Genomic DNA, 16,818 nt, shown 5'->3' on the forward strand with positions numbered 1-16,818 from the left:
TAGTCTTTTTTCTTAAACATAAGTTTTCTTAATTAATTTCTCTAAGTATTTTGTATCAGATGTTACTAAATACTCTGGTTATTCAAACTTTTCCATCTACTGATTTTAGGTGGTTTAAGTGCGTTTTAGCTTAGCAAGTCTTACCTTCCCGACCCGGGCATCCGTCCTAGTGGGACTTAAACAAATTTTAAGCCCAAACAAGACCTAAACTGGCTTTGTAAGCGGCAAACACATCCAGATTCTCGGTCAGCCACTCAAAGAAACGGAAAGACATCGCTGTCCGAAAAGTTTCCAAGGCTTCCACAAAAGTGTTTAAAGGTCGATTCGCCCACCGCCTTTGCAATCCCCCAGTTAACTTATGCCACAAGATAAATGTATAGGCACAAAACCCCAAGATAAAATGACGAAGTAAGCTTCGTTTATCCCTGACTTGATATTCTCTTAACCCTAACCATCCCTTCGATTCTCGGTAGAATACTTCCACCCAATTTCTTTCGGTGTAAGTCCTCACTATCCACGACGCTGTTACTGTATCTGCCTCAACTACATTGGTGATGAAATAGTCCACCTCTGTAGCTTTTTCAATTGAACTTGCCTTGATGACGATAGCAAAGTTCCTTTCTCCTTCTCGGCTAGATATTTTCGCACTGAATACTGCTACCCAAACCGTTTTTTCTCGCTCTAGCTGAATAGTTATTTTCTCAAAATCCCCTTCTGATAAGCTTTTTGCTAGTTGCTCAAGCTGGATTTTTTCTTCTCCACCCCCTTCTTTTTCAATAATTACTTTTCGATTTTTGGCTACTCCTCCTAAGTATTTTAGCTTTCTTTCTTCTAGGGCTTTTAGAAAACTCGTGTTGTTGCCATAGCCAGCATCAATTAACACAATTTTCGGTCGATAGCCTCGGGAGCAAGTCAATTTTGTCAGAACAAACGTACCAAGCCTCGTTCAAAGTGTTCCGTTCAGGTACGCACAACGAAGTTTGAGAACTTGAGGTACATTCCTTTCATTCCATTGCGCTCCCGAAATTTTCAAGCGTCTATCGATTTGTTTAATCGTTGATTCCACCGCTCCTGAACCAATCGAACAAATTTCGTTCTCTTGAAAATAAGAATAATCGATTATTCGATGACAATGCTCTCTCAAGTAATTACAGAAATTTTCCGCTTGTTTTTTCGATAAAGAAGAGAATAAAGCGATAGTTTCCTCGACTTTTCCCTTCCATAACAAGCTTTCCGCCTCTTGAATTCTCTTCTGGGAACCTCCGACTTTATACAGGTTTTCCACCAGATGAAACCAATCTAAAACCTCTCGTTTTTCGACTGGGGCTTCGATCTGTCCGATGATTTTCCATATCCCCGGATGACCGTCTCCTAGACAGGTTAGAGGATCGGACAACTCTTGCCGATTTACCCACTCGATTCAAACCTCGTTTTCCCTGAACGTGGCTTTGGTCACTAGATTATCTGCCCGGATCGCCTTGTAATCTTTCCAAACGCACGATTCTCCTTTTGTCTCCGTTCAAAGAGCGTACTTTCCCACCATCCAAGCTGATTTCTTTGATAGTTTCTCTTACTTCTTCCTCGGGAAACTCGTGGCGCTCGACAATTCTTTGTAACGTTTTCTCGGAAACTTTTATTCCCGTGTATTTGGGTAGAGCCTTTTCTGCATTCTTGTAAGAAACCGTGGCACTTAACCTTAAACAACATTCCTCTAAAGCTGGACTAATTCTTTGATGGGATTCCAGATGTAAATACTCCGCTTGTTTTTCGGTGACGGGTAGTTGACCGATTATACTTTTTAGAATTCTTTCTCGTCCCGCTTTTGTTCCCGTTGTTTTTTCGATAAAAAAATTCCTAATTGGGGGGTAACATAATCTAAAGTCTGTTGTCGGATCGTTTTTTCAATATCCCCTAAACTGGCTAAGTCTTCGGGAGCGGCCTCTTGATAGAGAATTTCGGCGATTCCTCGGGCGTATTCTTGGAGTTTTTTCTGGTTTTCTGGGTTCATTGACCGTTTCCTCCTTTGATAGACCTCTTGCATAATTTTTTTATGGTCTAATATAAGGTTTTGCTTTTTTCTCAATTCTTAGATTGAAGTGGAAAAAAGAATAAAATGTGATCTTAGGTCAGGAAATCATCTATAATTTTGCTATGTTTATTAGCAAAATTATGGATTATCAAAACTTATCAGATGAACAATTCAAACGCCGTTTCGGTGTGTATAAACAAACATATAGAAAGATGGTAGAATCAGTAAAAAGTGTTGAAGCCGACTCTAATTCACCATCTAAAAGGGGACCGAAACCTAAACTATCTATAGAAGAACAAGTTTTAGTAACGTTAGAATATTGGCGAGAATATAGAACATATTTTCACATTGGTACAAGCTGGGAACTATCAGAATCAACTATAGGTCGGATTGTAAATAAGACGGAAAAAATGCTTTTACAATCGGGAAACTTCCGTTTAAAAGGAAAAAAAGCTTTACTCAATCAAGCAGAGATACCGGTCGTAACGGTAATGGATGTAACGGAAACTCCCATTGAACGCCCCCAAAAGAAACAGAAAGATTTTTTGGGGGGTAAAAGAGGTTATCATACTTTAAAATCCCAATTAGTAGCTGATCAAAATACAGAGGAAATTATCTGTGTCTTTTGTGGGAAAGGCAGAGGTCATGATTTTAGTTTATTTAAAAAAAGTCGAGTTCGTTTTCATCCTTTAACTACCAGCATAGAAGACAGTGGTTATCAGGGAATAGCTGCATACCATAGTAATAGTTATACACCGAAAAAGAAACCGAAAAATAGAAAATTAACAGAGTTAGAAAAAGAGTATAACAAGGCTTTAGCCAAAGAAAGGATTATCATTGAACCTATAAATAGGAAACTCAAAATCTTTAAAATCTTATCCTGTAAATATCGGAATCGTCGTCGAAGATATAGTTTAAGAGTTAACTTGTTGGCGGCTATTTATAACTGTGAGTTAGGGATAGGTATAGCAGCTTCTTAAAAGTTGCCTAAAGATTAATCAAGTCAAGGAGAATTTATTCTCAATTATAAAAATTGAGATAGTTTGTGCCGCTTAAATAAAGAGGTTTTGATAACCAAATTAAAGCAGCTCTAAAGAGTTTTGAGTTAAAAGTTAAACTTCAAGTTTTCATTCAGGACGAATGTACTGATTAACTAATTTTTTGGGGAAAATTAGTTAACCCATCATTATAACATATAATTAATTTGCAAGAGTTCTGATATATCCCTATTTTACTCGATTCTTCTACCGGTCTCCAGCGCACTCTTCTGCAAAACTGACTTGCTCCCGATAGCCTCTGGTTAAGCTCCGGTCAATTAAATCTATCGCTATCTCTGGTTTCTTCTGAAATTCTTTGTCTTCTTTCCCCTCGGCTAAGGAACTAGCCGGTTGATAAATTTCAATGTCTAGGGGTACACTTTTTTTGCCGTCGTAGAGATGAGTAGTGACGGCGACTATTCCGTTGTCTGTCTTGCCAATTTCTCCCGAGTACTGCCTGCCAACTCCGGCGGTCAGATTGCCACTTTTTCGATGTCCTGAGTCATCGACAATCAGCGTAAATCCTCGGGGGATTTGCGTCTGGCGGCATTGGTTCATCACTTGCAAGCGACATTCATTTACCTGACGGTCTGACCAGGGCGATTCGGTCAAAAAGTGATGTAATCGGTTATAAACTACTCCGACGGCATTATTGGCCATTTGAGGGAGGTTTTTCCTCTCACTTTCCCCTAATAATCCTCCTAAATATTGTCTGAAGCCGTTTTTTTGCGCTTCGTTTTTGAAGCAATTGTCAAACCGCCGACACCATCGGTCAAAGCAGGGGGGCATCGCTAGGGGTTGTCTCTTTCATCGCCGATTTCTCAACGTTAAGTGCTTATTCTGTAACGATTATACTCGATTAAACCTTTGTTGAGCGTTTAAGTCCCAATAGAGCCAGCGATCGCTTGATCAGGAAAGCATAGGTGCGATCACTCAAAAGACGATCCAGTTAACCTTCCGAGTCGATGGTAGCCAGTCAAGGGTAGTCGAACAATCGCCAAGACTACCTTGGGGTAAGGGTTTGATTATTTTTCTTGGGGGCAAGTCCAGTTATCCCTGCAAGGTTCTTGTATTTGTATTGTTTTTATAGCGGTTTTCACAGAAGTGAGTCCCGATTGAAACGCTGAAACGCCTATCTATCAAGGGATTTACTATACCTTATTAGACTGAAAACCGCTATAGGTGCGCTCGCCCTGCTGTCCAATATGGGAAGTTTTGCTCAGAAAAAAGGGTACCAGCAATGACCTTAACCCGCATTTTCTGAGAATTGACCACATTTCTTAAGCACAAAACTGAGAATTCACCACATTTCTTAACAAAAAACTTGATATTAGGTATTGACACCGACAAAACAAGAGTGTTATTCTTCAAATGCTGAAGTGATGAAGGCAAGAAAACCAACCAAATGGATTTCTGAAACCTTGATGATTTCAGCCCTGTAAACCTTCTATGAAAACAACAAAAAGGTCTATTACCATGGCAGTTGAAAAAACCAACTCTTCCTCTAGCTTGGCTGAAGTTATTGATCGTATCCTTGACAAAGGTATCGTTATTGATGCCTGGGCTCGCGTCTCTCTGGTGGGCATCGAATTATTAGCGATTGAAGCTCGTGTAGTCATCGCTTCGGTTGAAACCTACCTCAAATATGCTGAAGCTGTTGGTCTGACCCAATCAGCGGCGGTTCCTGCTTAAGAATCTATCACAGATTCTACCATCGGCTGAGTTAAAACTTGACTGGGTTTTCCAGATTCTCGGCTTTTCTTTAAATCCCTATTGAGTTTAGTTACCCCTCTCTTGGGGCGCAATAGTCTATAACTGATCAGGTTGGCACGGCAAAGAATAGCGAAAATAAAGCTAGACCCATACAAATTATTTTTGTAACCGCAATTCTGACCTTTGTAGCTAGGTTTACCCCCTATCACCAGAGTGTGAGGCTCACTATTTTTCGGAATAGAAAGTCATTTGGGGTTGGGAAGCTGCGCTCCTTGAGATGCGGTGGTTCGCTATCTCAACATTTGGATCAGCGCTGTACACTTTCTACACAACTAACAAAAAGGTCTATTACCATGGCAGTTGAAAAAACTAATTCTTCCTCTAGCTTGGCTGAAGTTATTGATCGTATCCTTGACAAAGGTATCGTTATTGATGCCTGGGCTCGCGTCTCTCTGGTGGGCATCGAATTATTAGCGATTGAAGCTCGTGTAGTCATCGCTTCGGTTGAAACCTACCTCAAGTATGCTGAAGCTGTTGGTCTGACCCAATCTGCGGCGGTTCCTGCTTAAGAATCTATCACAGATTCTACCATCGGCTGAGTTAAAACCCGACTGGGTTTTCCAGATTCTCGGCTTTTCTTTAAATCCCTATTGAGTTTAGTTACCCCTCTCTTGGGGCGCAATAGTCTATAATTGATCAGGTTGGCACGGCAAAGGATAGCGAAAACAAAGCTAGACCCATACAAATTATTTTTGTAACCGTGATTTCGACCTTTGTAGCTAGGTTTACCGCCCATCACCAGAGTGTAAGGCTCACTATTTTTCTGAATAGAAAGCAATTCTTTGGGTAGGAAGTTGCGCCCCTTAGTCTGGGGTAGTCCCCTACCTCAACTTTGGGATAATTAAGAAAAGTCGAAATATACTGTCTCTCCCCCCAGTCCCCGTGAAGGTTTTTTTAACGGGTGATTGGGTCTAATCCATTCCATAGTATTTAGTAATTGAGGACAACCCCATGCCTGCTCTCATGGAAAAGTTCCGCCAGGAGCGTTTATCGATTGCTGAAGAAGTAGCTGAACTCTCGCGAGAAGTCCAAGCTTTTCTGTCGGATGTCAAAACGAAAAGACAAGACCAAGCGCAGGAACAGGCAACTGCTTTGCGCCAATCTTTCCAAAAAGTTCAACAAGAAAGCCTCGCATTTTTAACAGCTACCCAAAAACAGCGTTTAGCTCAGGCGGAAAAGCAAAAAGAGGATTTGCGTCAATTTCAAGAACAACGTTTAGCTGAAGCGAAACGGCTAGACAACGACTTACGTCAACAGCGTCTAGATCGAGCCAAGCAGCTAAAGGACGATTTAAGTCAATTCCAAGAACAACGTTTAGCGGCAGCGAAACAGCTGGAGAACGACTTACGTCAACAGCATCTAGATCGAGCTAAACAACTGAAAGAGGATTTAAGTCAATTTCAAGAACAGCGTTTAGCGGCAGCGAAACAGCTAGAGGACGACTTACGTCAACTTCATCTGGATCGAGCTAAACAGGTGAAGGATGATTTAAGTCAATTTCAAGAACGACGTTTAGCGGAAGCGAAACAGCTAAAAGACGAATTGCGTCAGTTTCGTCAAGATTTGTCTATCTACGTTTTTGGCAAATAAATCTCTAGGTTAATTCCAACCCACTTAAGCCTAGGGCTAGAGTAAAAACCCTCTAGTCCATTTTTCTGAATAAACTAGAGGACTGTCTGAAAATACAACAATAAGCCTTTGGTTTTAAACCTACCATGCTGGTTCTGCTTTTTTAAGTTTCTAGACTCGACTTAGGAGTGGTGGGTTACTGCTTGGGCTGCTCTAGGAATCTGGTAAATTAAAAAGTATTACCGAAAATTTGGGTTGAAAACCCCTCCCCTTCTAGGGATGCTTTGTGTTAGAATTTTAGTGGTCTAAAAAAACCACCCTATCATAGATATTCCTCCAATAAACATACTAGGTTGAAATTCCAGCAACGGGTTGACCCTTGTGCTTCCCTCAGGCTTCGGCCGTGATCTCAGCGTCGAAGCCTCACCGTCCGCTCGACTGATATCGCCGAACGTCCGAAGTCTCACCGTCGAAGCCCCATTCGGCGACCATCCTAAAAAGGTGGCGTGGTGAGTAACCACCGTCCGTTTACGGCGGTGAGGATGTCAAAAAACTTCACTTAGTTTATGGTTAATGTTGTCATTATTAGTCTTTTATTGACAAAGGAGGTAAGTCAAAAGGACTGCATCTGGGATTGTCATTGTTCAAGTCTGGAAAAGTAATCTAGACAAGGGTTTTAGAACCTTAGCCCCTTGACTAATGAATATCCTGAAATACCTTCAGAATCAAAGTTCTAGATCTAATTGATGACAGTTCCTAATTTTTTGTGATATTATTATGAGGTAAGCCTTAAAAGCCAAAGACGATTAAACTTGCCGTAAAATTCGGGTAACACAAGCCTACTTGCCTACTCGGTTATTAAGGGGAAACCTGAACCAGCAGTTGTTAGATCGAGAATACCCGTGGGCTTAAGGCGGGGATTATCGAAAATTTGGGTTGAAAACCCCGTCGTTTTAGGACGGCTTTGTGTTAAAATCTGAGTGGTCTAAAAAACCCGCCCTATCATAGATACGACCGAATAAATATACTAGGTTGAAATTCCTGCAACGGGTTGACCCTTCGGCTTCGCTCAGGGTCAACGATGAGTGAGGGGAAGCTGACGGACGATGGGAACTCCATGCTAGAGGCAAAACGTACCGCAGGTCGGTATGTATAAACCAAAATTAAATCAGTCGCCGTCGGGCATTCGGAGACTTTAAATGGACGTGGAGAAAGTGTCAGACTTAAGCAATTAAGCATTTTTTGGTGAAGCGTCAACCCCATTCAGCGACCATCCTAAAAAGGTGGCGTGGTGAGGAATCACCGTCCGTTTACGGCGGTGAGGATGTCAACAATGGTATTTACTAGATTTCAACTATGACATTTACTGAAACTCAAACAAGAAGATCCGTCCTCTGCCTTCGCCCTGGTCAGTTTGTTGTTACGCCTTCGATTGATCAAGTTGCCACTCGCGCCTTACGTTATCTAAACGCTGGTTTTTCCATCCATCTATGTGGTCCAGCAGGAACGGGAAAAACAACCTTGGCAATGCACCTGGCCAATTGTTTAGCCAGACCCGTGATGCTGATCTTTGGCGATGATGACTTTACCAGTTCCGATTTAATTGGTAGCCAGTCTGGTTATACCCACAAAAAACTGATGGATAACTATATCCACAGCGTTCTCAAAGTTGAAGACGAGCTAAAACACAATTGGGTGGATTCTCGGTTAACAATGGCCTGTCGAGAGGGGTTTACCCTAGTTTATGATGAGTTCAATCGTTCTCGACCTGAGGTCAACAACGTTTTACTCTCTGCCTTGGAAGAAAAAATTCTCACCCTGCCGCCCACTAGCCATCAACCCGATTACCTACAAGTCAATTCTCAATTTCGGGCAATTTTCACCTCCAACCCAGAAGAATATTGTGGGGTTCATGCTACCCAAGATGCTTTAATGGATCGGTTGGTAACCATTAATATGCCTGAACCAGATCAACTGACTCAGACTGAAATTCTTGCCCAAAAAACGGGGATTGGTCGAGAAGATGCTTTATTTATTGTCAACCTCGTCAAAACCTTTCGCTTGAAAACTGCGACTGAAAAAACGTCGGGTTTGCGCTCTTGTTTAATGATTGCTAAAGTCTGCGCCTCTCACGATATTGTGGCTAACTCCGCTGATGCCGACTTCCGTGATATCTGTGCGGATGTTCTCTTGTCCCGCACAAGCTTACCTATTGATAGCTCAAGAGCTATTTTATGGGAAATCCTCGACAACAATCTGGTAGAATCCTTATCCGTTGTAGAGGAAGAGGAGCCTTCCGATGACCAAGCGTCAACTTCTGAGCCTTTGACAGGAAATCAATCGTTAAAAGCCATTCAATCTTTACTACGAACGAACTTGCTGAAGCAAAAAGACTAATTTTATATTCTTAATTGGGTGAAACCAACCGTGACTTCTTCCACTTTTGCTGGCTCGCTCAAAACCCAATCAAACAAATCCCTGAAAACAGCAACTCAAGGTTCGAGTTTGGCGGATATCCTTGAACGAGTTTTAGATAAAGGAATTGTGATTGCTGGCGATATTTCCGTTTCGATCGCCTCCACTGAACTTCTAAATATCCGCATTCGTTTGTTAATTGCCTCTGTTGATAAAGCAAGGGAAATGGGAATCAACTGGTGGGAAGGGGATCCCTACCTCCATAGCCAATCCCAAGCTTTACTAGCAGAAAATCGGGAACTTTCACTCCGACTCCAAACCCTGGAGACTGAGCTTGAAACCTTAAAATCCTTAAGCCAATTGAGTGCAATGGAGAGCCATGATACCAGTCCGAACGATGAAGCACATTCCTCAGATGCGTGAAATTCCTCACTTGAATCCTCAAAGGTTAGGGAATTTACACGAGACGATTGCCCCCCTTGATAAAGCAAGGGAAACGGCGATTAACGGCTTGCAAGGTTATCCCTACCTCCCTAGCCAATGCCAAGCTTTATTCGCAGAAAACCTGGAACTTTCACGGCGACTTCAAGCCTTAAAATCCTTAGCCAAATTAAGTGCAATAGAGAGCCGTGATATCAGTCAGAACGATCAGTCACATTCTTTATATACATTGAAATTCCTCAATTGAATCTTCAAACGGTAAAGAAGTTTACACCAGTTAACGATTGCCTCTGTTGATAGAGCAAGGGAGATGGAAATTAATGGGTGGGAAGGCGACTCCTACCTCCCTAGCCAATCCCAAGCTTTATTAGCAGAAAACCTGGAAATTTCACGCCGACTTCAAACCCTAGAAGCTGAACTTCAAGCCTTAAAATACCCCAATTAGGGGCGATGGAGAGCCATGATACCAGTCCAAATGAGCAAGCACATTCCTCCTGTCGGAGAAGTTCCTCACTTGAATCTTCACAAGGCAGCGGAAAATTGACATTGTTTAATTACATCATTTCTTCCCTCAGATAAAATTTCTTGGCCAAGCTCCCCACTAGACACTCACCGTCAAAAACTGCTCATTTACCAATTCCAACCATGACCCTTGCTTGCACACCTTACGATTCTGATAATCAAGCCTTGCTGACCCGTCCAGAAAGTAATAGCCAAGCTGGTTTAGCCCCTTTACTGTTAACTGTCGTGGAACTGGTACGCCAATTGCTCGAAGCCCAAATCATTCGCCGGATGGAAAAAGGGGTTCTCAGTGAGTCTGATTTAGATAGAGCTGCAGAAAGTATCCAAAAATTGCAAGAACAAATTCTCTATTTGTGTGAAATTTTTGAGGTTGAGCCAGAAGAGTTAAATGTCCACCTAGGAGAGTTTGGAACTCTTTTACCTGAAGCAGGGAGTTATTACCCAGGAGAGGAGGGGATTAAGCCTTCTGTGTTGGAATTAGTGGATAGACTCCTCAATACAGGAGTTGTTGTGGAAGGAAATGTTGATCTGGGTTTAGCTCAACTAGATCTAATTCACCTCAAGCTTCGTTTGGTTTTAACTTCTCAGCCGCTTTAATTTGGGAGAATACTGATGACAGTGGGTCTTTATTTGTATGGAATATTTCCCGAAGCAGTTCCTGACGGACTGGTTTTGCAAGGGATTGATAATGAGCCAGTTCACAGTGAGATGATTGATGGTTTTAGTTTTCTCTACTCCGCTGCTCATAAAGAGAAGTATTTGGCATCCCGTCGCTATTTAATTTGCCATGAAAAAGTATTAGAAACTGTCATGGAAGCAGGGTTTACAACGTTGTTGCCCCTGCGGTTTGGCTTAGTTATCAAAACCTGGGAATCCGTCACCGAACAATTAATTGCTCCCTATAAAACCCAACTGAAAGAATTATTTGCTAAACTGTCAGGCCAGCGAGAAGTTAGCATTAAGATTTTTTGGGATAATCAGTGGGAATTACAAGCGGCTTTGGAGTCTAATCCTAAGTTAAAGCAAGAACGGGATGCGATGATGGGTAAAAACTTAAATATGGAAGAAATTATCCATATAGGTCAACTCATTGAAGCCACTGTATTGCAACGGAAACAAGACATTATTCAAGTCTTTAGAGAGCAATTAAATCATTGCGCCCAAGAGGTGATTGAAAGCGATCCGATGACGGATGACATGATTTACAATGCAGCTTATTTAATTCCCTGGGACGAAGAGCCGGAATTTAGCCAAAAGGTGGAAGCGATCGATCAGCAGTTTGGTGATCGCCTAAAAATTCGCTATAACAATCTAACCGCACCCTATACCTTTGCCCAACTTGTCTAAGGAGAGTATTAGTTATGTTTCTCGATCTTTTATTTCTTCCTGTTACCGGTCCTATTGGGGGTCTGATCTGGATTGGGGAGAAAATTCAAGAGCGTGCAGATATAGAATATGATGAGGCGGAAAATTTGCACAAATTGTTATTATCCTTACAACTATCTTACGATATGGGCAACATTTCTGAGGAGGAGTTTGAAATTCAGGAAGAAGAACTTTTATTAAAAATTCAAGCCTTAGAAGAAGAAGAAGAGGCAGAAAACGAATCTGAATCTTCTCTCTAAACTTGCAATCTTTCCCACCACATAGATCATGAACAAAATCACAAATTGTAAGCTTAGTAAGGGCGGATTTGACAAGCTCAAGAACTCGTTGAAGCTTGGTCAGAACTAGCCCTTGGTTAAGCCTTAATATTCTAGGTAAAAAGTTTGGAAATTACTGGAATTATTAGAGGAGTGAGCAACAGTTTTGGGGGAATCAGGCTTTTTAGCTACACTAGGAGGATTGACTGTACGCAAATTTTGAATGCTTTGTTCTGTAGTCTCAATTTGATCTGTCACAGACGTGAGACGACTTTTTAACTGCTCAATCTGCCGCTCCATCATTTCTAATTTTTCTTGGATACGTTGTTTTTCAGTAATTAACTTGTAAAGCTCAAGTTGGTGATCTGCTTCAGATTGTTTCCGAGGCATGGTGCTAATTTTAGATCTAATTGGTCTGGGTGGACGAGTGGTTGTCATAACAATCCCTGAATAACTTAGAATATTCTAGCATATCAACGCCCCAATATAAAAATTTGTAAAAAATCGTCAATTTTCTTTCGGTCAACCCTATGAAATTGTACAATCTATATACTTACGCTTTTTTGAAAACCCCCATAGAAAGCCTAAAATTACCCGTTGGAATGGCGAACCCATTGTTACTGATAACTGTTGGCTCTCTCTCGGCCGTAGTCGAACCCGAAGTTTGTTTAGACACTTTACAAAATGATGATGAACGCTTGATTCAATCGGTTTTATGTCATGATCGAGTCATCTGTGAATTATTTCGACAAACCACTATTTTACCCTTACGTTTTGGCACATCTTTTTTAGAGGCAGAAAATTTACTGACTCATCTTTGTTCTCATGCCCAAGAATATCAAGAAAAAATTGAAGAACTTGAGGGAAAAGGAGAATATCTTTTAAAATGTATTCCCCGTAAGCTAGAGGAGCCTGTACTCTCTTCTGAAAGCAGAGGCAGACAATATTTTTTAGCCAAAAAACAGCTTTATGAAGCCCAACAAGATTTTTATACTTTGCAAGGTTCAGAATGGCAAAATCTCGTGGATTTAGTCAACCAAAGCTATTCATCAACGAGGATTATTACTGCTCCAGGGACAGAATCACGAATTTATCTTTTAGTTGATTTTCAAGAAGAACCTTTACTAATCGAGCAAGTCTTGCATTGGCAGAAAGCCTGCCCCCGTTGGGAATTACAATTAGGACAAGTTTCTCCCCCCTATCACTTTACTTAACTTGATTTCTCTATGACTAACTTTAACTTGGTAAATAACTCTCTAAGTCCTTATGACACTCGACATTTAGTTATGTTTAGTGGCAAAGGAGGAGTAGGAAAAACTACCCTTTCCTGTGGATTTGCTCGCCGTTGGGCTAAATTATTTCCCGAGCAACAAATCCTGTTAATCTCAACCGATCCTGCTCATTCTTTAGGGGATGTATTGCAAACAGAAGTTAGCGATGAAGCATCACCTGTAAAAGACTTACCCAACTTAAAAGTTAGGGCATTAGATGCGGAAAAATTGCTCTTAGAATTTAAAGAAAAATACGGAAAATTTTTAGAACTTTTAGTAGAACGGGGCAGTTTTGTTGAAGGAGAAGATTTAACTCCTGTTTGGGATTTAGACTGGCCAGGTTTAGATGAAATCATGGGTCTATTAGAAATTCAACGATTACTAATAGAGAATGTTGTAGATCGAATTGTTGTTGATATGGCCCCCTCTGGTCATACCTTAAATTTATTGGAAATTAAAGACTTTTTAGAGATTATTCTCAATTCTTTAGAGTTGTTTCAAGAAAAACATCGTGTTATTTCGCAAACCTTTTCAAAAACCTACAATGCCGATGAGGTGGATGACTTTTTGGTCAAAACACAATCAGAATTAACCGAAGGCAAGCAACTCCTACAAAATCAGGATTTTACCCTTTGTTTAATTGTGGCAATTGCTGAACCGATGAGTTTATTAGAAACCGAACGATTACTCAATAGTTTGCATCACTTAAATATTCCCTGCGGCAGCTTATTTATTAATCGAATTCTAACGGATCCTAATCAAAATTTAGATCGCTATAGTGAGCAACAGCAACTCCTCGATAAATTCCTAAAAATTCCAGGTCAAGAGACAATTTTCACCCTGCCCCAACAAGCAAAAGAACCCCTAGGAGGTGAAGCATTAGATCAGATCATGAGTCAAATTAAAATCCTCGAAAAAGTAGAATTTATGGCGCCGCCTCCTATTCAATGGCCGCAAAAAATTCTGCCGAGTTTTAGTGATTTTATTGACGACAAACGCCAACTCATTATCATTGGTGGCAAAGGGGGGGTGGGAAAAACCACCGTTGCCGCGGCCATTGGTTGGGCGTTAGCGAATCGTCATCCCGATCAAAAAATTAGAATTATTTCTATCGATCCGGCTCATTCTTTGGGAGATGCCTTTGGGACAAAGTTAGGACATCAATCCACACAATTAACTGCTAATTTAAGTGGTCAAGAAGTTGATGCTAATATCATTTTAGAAAAATTTCGGGATGATTATTTATGGGAACTGGCAGAAATGATTAGTGGTGAAGGTAAGGAAGAAGGAAACATCAAACTAGCTTATACTCCAGAAGCTTGGCGACAAATTGTAGCCCAATCTCTGCCAGGAATTGATGAAATGTTGTCCCTAGTAAAAGTAATGGAGTTATTAGACCAGAAACAACAAGATTTGATTATTTTAGATACGGCTCCTACCGGTCATCTCCTGCGATTTTTGGAAATGCCAACGGCTTTAGGAGATTGGTTAAGTTGGATTTTTAAGCTTTGGATGAAGTATCAAAATGTCTTAGGGCGTGTAGATTTAATGGGACGATTGCGAACCTTAAGACAACAAGTGATGTATGCCCAGAAAAAACTAAAAGACCCCCAACATACAGAATTTATTGGAGTTTTGCAAGCCCAAGATGCCATCGTTGCCGAACAACTGCGATTGACAGCATCTTTGAAAAAAATGGGAGTCTATCAACGTTATGTCGTGCAGAATCGTTATCACGCTAATGAGGAAATTGATCGGGATTTATTCCCAGATCAAACTTTGATCCGCTTACCCAGTTTACCCCGGTCAGTAGAACCTCTAGCCCGGGTAAAAGGCGCAGCAGATCTGTTATTTTAAAGGTAATTAGTCTGATCAAGTCGGACTTCTTAACCCCATCTATCACCCAGTACCCATCCTTCACTTGACTCAGGAGAAATTTTATGGCAGAATTATTCAAAGGCTTTGAGCAATTAGTCGAACTGGCGAAAATCTTAGAAGAGAAACTGGAGAAAGGGGAAATTAAAACCGAAATGCAATTTAATTCCCGTCCCTTGAGTAATATTCCCCGTGCTGGCGGTATTCCCCGTACAGGGGGAGTTTATCGCCCGAACAATGCTGGTGGGGATGATTTTGAGGTCAATCGCCATCGCTCATCCTCCACTGATTCAGGGATTGAAGACACTATGACACCGCCCGAAGGATCCACAACTGCTTCCCTTAAAGATGTTGGTGGCTTGACGGAAGTGATTAAAGAACTCAAAGAACTAATTGCCATTCCTCTGAAACGCCCTGACTTGTTGGCCAAATTAGGACTTGAACCTACTCGCGGCGTTCTCTTAGTCGGACCACCCGGAACCGGTAAAACCCTGACTGCCCGTGCTTTGGCCGAAGAACTCGGTGTTAACTATATTGCCTTAGTCGGACCAGAGGTGATCAGCAAATATTATGGGGAAGCCGAGCAAAAACTGCGGGGAATTTTTGAGAAAGCCAGTAAGAATGCGCCTTGTATCGTTTTTATTGACGAAATTGATAGCATGGCACCCGATCGCAGTAAAGTTGAAGGGGAAGTAGAAAAAAGACTGGTGGCCCAATTGCTGGGTTTAATGGATGGCTTTGCCCAAAGCCAAGGGGTGATTGTTCTAGCGGCGACAAACCGTCCCGACCATCTTGACCCTGCCCTCCGTCGTCCTGGACGGTTTGACCGAGAAGTCCTCTTTCGGGTGCCTGACCGTAAAGGCCGTTTAGAAATCCTCCATATTCTCACCCGTTCCATGCCCCTAGATGAATCAGTTTCCTTAGCTCTGATTGCCGATAATGCGGTGGGATTTGTCGGGTCAGATTTAAAAGCCGTTTGCCAGAAAGCGGCCTATAGTGCTTTGCGACGCCAGGTTCCTACGATTGACTCGCAAATTCCAGAAACAATGACGGTGGTCCAAGCCGACTTTTTGCAAGCCCTAAAAGAAGTTAAACCGGCGGTATTGCGGTCTGTGGAAGTGGAATCTCCCCATGTGGACTGGGACAATATTGGCGGACTTGAACAGATTAAACAAACCCTACAGGAGTCCGTGGAAGGGGCATTACTCCATCCGCAATTATATACGCAAACCAAAGCCCAAGCTCCCAAAGGTATTTTACTTTGGGGTCCCCCTGGAACGGGAAAAACCTTATTGGCCAAAGCGGTTGCATCTCAGGCGCGAGCTAATTTTATTAGTATTAATGGACCTGAGCTTTTGAGTAAATGGGTGGGTGCGAGTGAACAAGCGGTGCGTGAGTTGTTTGCCAAAGCTCGTCAGGCAGCCCCTTGTGTGGTTTTTATTGATGAAATTGATACTTTAGCGCCAGCAAGAGGTCGTTATAGTGGGGATTCAGGAGTGAGTGACCGGGTTGTGGGACAAATCCTCACGGAGTTAGATGGGTTGCAAACGGGGGCAACGATTTTAGTGATTGGAGCCACTAATCGCCCAGATGCCTTAGATCCGGCCTTATTGCGAGCGGGACGGTTGGATTTACAGTTAAAAGTTGATTTACCGAATGCCTCTAGTCGTTTAGCAATTCTGGGGGTTCATAATGATGAACGTCCTTTAGAGGATGTGGATTTAGGCCATTGGGCCGAGGCAACCGAAGGCTGGAATGGTGCAGATTTAGCGTTATTATGTAACCAAGCGGCACTGATGGCAATTCGTCGTTATCGCCATCAGGGAATGACTGACCCGGCTGATATTCGCATTACAACGGCTGATTTTAATCATGCTTACCAACTGTTGGTTGAACAGCGTGCCAATTGATTTTTTTTTCCCCCTTTACTTAAAGTAAGGGGGGATAATCTCAACTCAGGAAAACCATCCTAAAAAGAAAAATTTGCCAAAATGTCTGCAATAACGGGTCTAATTAACTGACGGTTCGCTCCTTTTCTACTGACAGTTTTTTTAGATAAAATGATTCACCACCCATATTGGTATAAGTTTAGTTTATGACAAGTGGGAGGGAAAAACCAAGAACGATGACTTGAGAGAAATGGTCAAGGAGGTGATGGAATGGGGGTAGTCCCCTCATACATAAGTTGGGACAGATGTATCTATGGTATTATTGGGGTGATCGGATAGTTGAGGTTCCTATCT

At 41.8% G+C, this 16,818-nt stretch carries 15 protein-coding genes and 3 pseudogenes; 14 read left to right on the forward strand and 4 right to left on the reverse strand.

The window, feature by feature from the left end; translation table 11 throughout:
• Positions 1 to 187 precede the first annotated feature (187 nt).
• Both RAM70_RS02700 and RAM70_RS02705 read right to left on the reverse strand, forming a co-directional pair.
• Positions 188 to 907: pseudogene (locus tag RAM70_RS02700) on the reverse strand (transposase); the annotation flags it as partial.
• 39 nt (positions 908 to 946) lie between these two features.
• A pseudogene (locus RAM70_RS02705) lies at positions 947 to 2,008 on the reverse strand (ISKra4 family transposase).
• A gap of 143 nt (positions 2,009 to 2,151) precedes the next feature.
• Here RAM70_RS02705 and RAM70_RS02710 point away from each other — a divergent pair.
• Entirely contained in the window at positions 2,152 to 3,009 is an 858-nt protein-coding gene (locus RAM70_RS02710; RefSeq protein ID WP_312675779.1) for an IS5 family transposase, read from the forward strand.
• A 297-nt stretch (positions 3,010 to 3,306) separates the two neighbouring features.
• On the opposite strand, the pseudogene RAM70_RS02715 reads toward RAM70_RS02710, so the two are convergent.
• A pseudogene (locus RAM70_RS02715) lies at positions 3,307 to 3,877 on the reverse strand (IS701 family transposase); the annotation flags it as partial.
• 638 nt (positions 3,878 to 4,515) lie between these two features.
• Here RAM70_RS02715 and gvpA (RAM70_RS02720) point away from each other — a divergent pair.
• The 10 genes from gvpA (RAM70_RS02720) (at position 4,516) to RAM70_RS02765 (ending at position 11,411) form a co-directional block, all read left to right on the forward strand.
• Complete coding sequence (gene gvpA, locus RAM70_RS02720; protein ID WP_425311603.1) at positions 4,516 to 4,758, forward strand: gas vesicle structural protein GvpA; 243 nt, start codon at positions 4,516 to 4,518, stop codon at positions 4,756 to 4,758.
• Positions 4,759 to 5,132: 374 nt separating this feature from the next.
• Positions 5,133 to 5,348: a gas vesicle structural protein GvpA gene (gene gvpA / locus RAM70_RS02725; RefSeq protein ID WP_002735503.1), complete on the forward strand. Its 216-nt coding sequence runs from the start codon at positions 5,133 to 5,135 to the stop codon at positions 5,346 to 5,348.
• A gap of 442 nt (positions 5,349 to 5,790) precedes the next feature.
• Positions 5,791 to 6,429: a gas vesicle protein GvpC gene (gene gvpC, locus RAM70_RS02730; RefSeq protein WP_045360983.1), complete on the forward strand. Its 639-nt coding sequence runs from the start codon at positions 5,791 to 5,793 to the stop codon at positions 6,427 to 6,429.
• 1,335 nt (positions 6,430 to 7,764) lie between these two features.
• On the forward strand, positions 7,765 to 8,805 hold the full coding sequence (gene gvpN / locus RAM70_RS02735) for a gas vesicle protein GvpN (RefSeq protein WP_045360986.1): 1,041 nt from the start codon (positions 7,765 to 7,767) through the stop codon (positions 8,803 to 8,805).
• Between the two features lie 30 nt (positions 8,806 to 8,835).
• Positions 8,836 to 9,246, forward strand: a complete 411-nt coding sequence (locus tag RAM70_RS02740) for a gas vesicle protein (protein ID WP_287999815.1) — start codon at positions 8,836 to 8,838, stop codon at positions 9,244 to 9,246.
• Positions 9,203 to 9,511, forward strand: a complete 309-nt coding sequence (locus RAM70_RS02745; RefSeq protein ID WP_045360987.1) for a hypothetical protein — start codon at positions 9,203 to 9,205, stop codon at positions 9,509 to 9,511. The genes RAM70_RS02740 and RAM70_RS02745 overlap by 44 nt, the downstream gene beginning before the upstream one ends.
• Positions 9,512 to 9,574: 63 nt before the next feature.
• On the forward strand, positions 9,575 to 9,709 hold the full coding sequence (locus tag RAM70_RS02750) for a hypothetical protein (protein WP_274518358.1): 135 nt from the start codon (positions 9,575 to 9,577) through the stop codon (positions 9,707 to 9,709).
• Positions 9,710 to 9,909: 200 nt separating this feature from the next.
• Complete coding sequence (locus RAM70_RS02755) at positions 9,910 to 10,383, forward strand: gas vesicle protein K (protein ID WP_045360988.1); 474 nt, start codon at positions 9,910 to 9,912, stop codon at positions 10,381 to 10,383.
• Between the two features lie 15 nt (positions 10,384 to 10,398).
• Entirely contained in the window at positions 10,399 to 11,133 is a 735-nt protein-coding gene (gene gvpF / locus RAM70_RS02760) for a gas vesicle protein GvpF (protein WP_045360990.1), read from the forward strand.
• Between the two features lie 14 nt (positions 11,134 to 11,147).
• Positions 11,148 to 11,411 (forward strand): gas vesicle protein GvpG, encoded by a 264-nt coding sequence (locus tag RAM70_RS02765; protein ID WP_002796986.1) that lies wholly within the window; start codon positions 11,148 to 11,150, stop codon positions 11,409 to 11,411.
• Between the two features lie 123 nt (positions 11,412 to 11,534).
• Here RAM70_RS02765 and RAM70_RS02770 read toward each other — a convergent pair whose 3' ends face one another.
• Positions 11,535 to 11,867: a gas vesicle protein gene (locus RAM70_RS02770; RefSeq protein WP_045360991.1), complete on the reverse strand. Its 333-nt coding sequence runs from the start codon at positions 11,865 to 11,867 to the stop codon at positions 11,535 to 11,537.
• 92 nt (positions 11,868 to 11,959) lie between these two features.
• Here RAM70_RS02770 and RAM70_RS02775 point away from each other — a divergent pair, with 92 nt between their 5' ends.
• The 3 genes from RAM70_RS02775 (at position 11,960) to RAM70_RS02785 (ending at position 16,485) form a co-directional block, all read left to right on the forward strand.
• Positions 11,960 to 12,643, forward strand: coding sequence for a GvpL/GvpF family gas vesicle protein (locus RAM70_RS02775; RefSeq protein WP_190380341.1), 684 nt, complete (start codon positions 11,960 to 11,962; stop codon positions 12,641 to 12,643).
• A 12-nt stretch (positions 12,644 to 12,655) separates the two neighbouring features.
• Entirely contained in the window at positions 12,656 to 14,557 is a 1,902-nt protein-coding gene (locus RAM70_RS02780; protein ID WP_080754334.1) for an ArsA family ATPase, read from the forward strand.
• 83 nt (positions 14,558 to 14,640) lie between these two features.
• Positions 14,641 to 16,485: an AAA family ATPase gene (locus tag RAM70_RS02785; protein ID WP_312672196.1), complete on the forward strand. Its 1,845-nt coding sequence runs from the start codon at positions 14,641 to 14,643 to the stop codon at positions 16,483 to 16,485.
• Positions 16,486 to 16,818 lie beyond the last annotated feature (333 nt).

It is taken from the genome of Microcystis wesenbergii NRERC-220 (genome assembly GCF_032027425.1).
GTDB lineage: Bacteria > Cyanobacteriota > Cyanobacteriia > Cyanobacteriales > Microcystaceae > Microcystis > Microcystis wesenbergii_A.